Below are 2,884 nucleotides of genomic sequence, written 5' to 3'. Positions count from 1 at the left end.
GCGGTGGGGACCAGGCGGTTGTACGCCTCGATCTCGAAGGCCATGCCGTCCGACACTGACATCTGCAGGCCGCGATGAATCGCCTGCTTGGCCTGCCGCACCGCGATCGGCCCGTTGGCGGCGATGCGCCGGGCGATTTCGAACGTAGCCTCCATCAGGCCGGCCGGTTCGACCACGCGATTGACCAGGCCCCATGCCTCCGCCTCGGCAGCGCTGAATGGCAGGCCCGACAGGATCAGTTCCTTGGCGCGCCGCTCGCCGACGGCGCGGGCGAGGTTCTGGGTGCCGCCGGTTCCCGGCATGATGCCGAGCGTCACCTCGGTCAGGGCGAAGCGCGCATGGCTGGCGGCATAGACAAAATCCGACGCCGCCGCGATTTCGCAGCCGCCGCCATAGGCGGCCCCATTGACGGCAGCGATCAGCGGGACCGGACAAGCCATCAGCGCCCGCGCCATGCGCTCGAAGATCAAATGCTGCGACTGCCAGCTGGCATCCGTCATGCCGTTGCGCTCCCTGAGATCGCCGCCGGCACAGAACGCCTTGTCGCCGCTGCCGGTGATAACAACGGCGCGCAGGCCCTGCAGGTCGATCGAGAACGTTTCGAACACGTCCACCAACTCAAGCCCCATCCGCGTGTTAAGCGCGTTCGACGCTTCGGGCCGGTTCAGCGTGACCAGCAGGATGTGATCATCGTGGCGGGCCACCGTGATCGTCTCGAAATCGGCTCGCATCCCGTACTCCCGTCGCAGACTCATGAGATCACTTCTTGACCCGAACCGCGCTATCCTTAGTCTGATCCTAACGGTGGAAATGCGGGAGACACAACCATGGCAGGCTCGCTCGACGACCAGCTCGGCTTTGCGCCTGACTACGATACCCCGATCCCCTATATGCAGCGGACCCGCGACTACTACACCGCGATCGGCTACACCACGCCCTACCGCTGGGCACACCATGTCGATGCGCCCTTTCAGCCGCTCAAGAAGCCGCTGGCGCAGTCGCGCGTCACCATCATCACCACCGCCGCGCCGTATGATCCCGCCAAGGGCGACCAGGGCCCCGGCGCCGCCTATAATGGCGGCGCCAAGTTCTACCAGGTCTATGACGGCGACACCTCGCAGCCGCACGATTTGCGCATCTCGCATATCGGCTACGACCGCAAGCACACCTCGGCGACCGACAGCAACAGCTGGTTTCCGCTGCCGCAGTTGCTGCAGGCAAAAGCTTCGGGGCGGATCGGCGAGGTCGCGCCGCGCTTCTTCGGCGCGCCGACCAACCGCAGCCACCGGGTCACCGTCGATACCGATGCGCCTGACATCCTCGCCCGCTGCCTCGCCGACAAGGTCGACGTCGCCGTGCTGGTGCCGAACTGCCCGGTCTGCCACCAGACCTCCGCGCTGGTGGCCCGCCACCTCGAAGCCAACGGCATTCCGACCGTGGTGATGGGATGCGCCAAGGACATCGTCGAGCACGCGGCGGTGCCACGCTTCCTGTTCTCCGATTTCCCGCTCGGCAACTCCGCCGGCAGGCCGCACGACGTAGCCTCGCAGGCGGAGACGCTGGAACTGGCGCTGCGTCTGCTGGAGACGGCCTGCGGCGCCCGCACCACGATGCAGTCGCCGCTGCGCTGGAGCGAGGATGCCGCCTGGAAGCTCGACTACAACAATATCGCGCAGATGAGCCCGGAAGAACTGGCGAGGCGCCGGGCCGAGTTCGACAGGCAGAAGGAAATTGCGCGCGGCAACCGGGCGGCGTGAAGCGGGGCCGCAGTCCGCACCGTCGTCATTGCAAGCGCAGGAGCAAGCCCACATGACCCGACCGTTCGAAGGCGTGAAGATTCTCGACTTCACGCAGGTGCTGGCTGGCCCCTATGCGAGCTACCAGCTGGCGCTGCTCGGCGCCGACGTCATCAAGGTAGAGCGCCGCGAGGGCGAGGACATGCGCCGCACCCCGCTCAGCCGCGAATGGGCCGAGCGCGGCCTCGCCCCGGGCTGGCAGGCGATCAACGGCAACAAGCGCAGCCTGACGCTCGACCTCTCGAAGCCGGAGGCGATCGCCATCGTCAAGCAGCTCGCGGCATTGACCGACGTGGTGATGGAGAATTTTCGTCCCGGCGTGATGGACCGGCTCGGTATCGGCTACGAAGCACTCTCGCAGATCAATCCGAAACTGATCTATTGCGCCGTCTCGGGCTTCGGCCAGACCGGCCCGGAACGATCCGGCGCCGGCTATGACGGCAAGATCCAGGCGCTGTCGGGCATCATGGCGATCACCGGCCACGAGGAGACCGGGCCGACCCGCGCCGGTTTTGCCGTTTGCGACGTGCTGTCGGGCGCGACCGCGGCGTTCGGCATCTCGAGCGCGCTGTTCCAGCGCACCCATACCGGCAAGGGCCAGTTGGTCGACGTCTCGATGCTGGAGGCATCGCTGGCGTTCCTGTCGGGACAGGTGGCGGACTACACCGTCGCCGGCCATCGCCAGCAACTCTCGGGCAACCAGGCCGTCAGCCGCCGGTCGACCGCCAATCTGTTCAAGGCGGGCGACGGCTACCTGCTGCTCGCCGTCAACAGCGAGAAGCAGTACCGCGCGCTGATGACCGCGCTCGGCCGCGCCGACGCGCTGGAAGACCCGCGCTTCGTCGACTGGTTCGCGCGGCAGGAAAACGAACCGGCGCTGCGCGCCATCATCGAACAAGCACTCGCGAAAAAGGATCCACGCGAGTGGGAGAAGATTTTGGAAACGGCGGGCGCGCCCTGCGCCAGCATCTGGAAGATCGAGGAGGTGATCGATCACCCGCAGATCGCGGCGCGCGGCGCCATCCAGGAGATCGATACGCCCTATGGCCGGCTGCGCTTCGCCGGCAGCGGTTTTCAGCTCGCCCATG

At 66.6% G+C, this 2,884-nt stretch carries 3 protein-coding genes; 2 read left to right on the top strand and 1 reads right to left on the bottom strand.

Going from position 1 to position 2,884, the window contains the following annotated elements:
- The coding region (locus tag Q8N40_RS12705; protein ID WP_305712071.1) for an enoyl-CoA hydratase/isomerase family protein at window positions 1-731 on the bottom strand (731 nt) is incomplete at its 3' end.
- Between the two features lie 96 nt (window positions 732-827).
- Here Q8N40_RS12705 and Q8N40_RS12700 point away from each other — a divergent pair.
- Complete coding sequence (locus Q8N40_RS12700) at window positions 828-1,757, top strand: glycine/sarcosine/betaine reductase selenoprotein B family protein (protein WP_305712070.1); 930 nt, start codon at window positions 828-830, stop codon at window positions 1,755-1,757.
- Window positions 1,758-1,809: 52 nt separating this feature from the next.
- On the top strand, window positions 1,810-2,884 hold a 1,075-nt coding region (locus tag Q8N40_RS12695), incomplete at its 3' end, for a CaiB/BaiF CoA-transferase family protein (RefSeq protein WP_305712069.1).

The organism is Bradyrhizobium sp. (genome assembly GCF_030693485.1).
In the GTDB taxonomy this organism is placed as follows: Bacteria; Pseudomonadota; Alphaproteobacteria; order Rhizobiales; family Xanthobacteraceae; genus Bradyrhizobium.
This window is presented reverse-complemented; position numbering and strand designations above follow the sequence as displayed.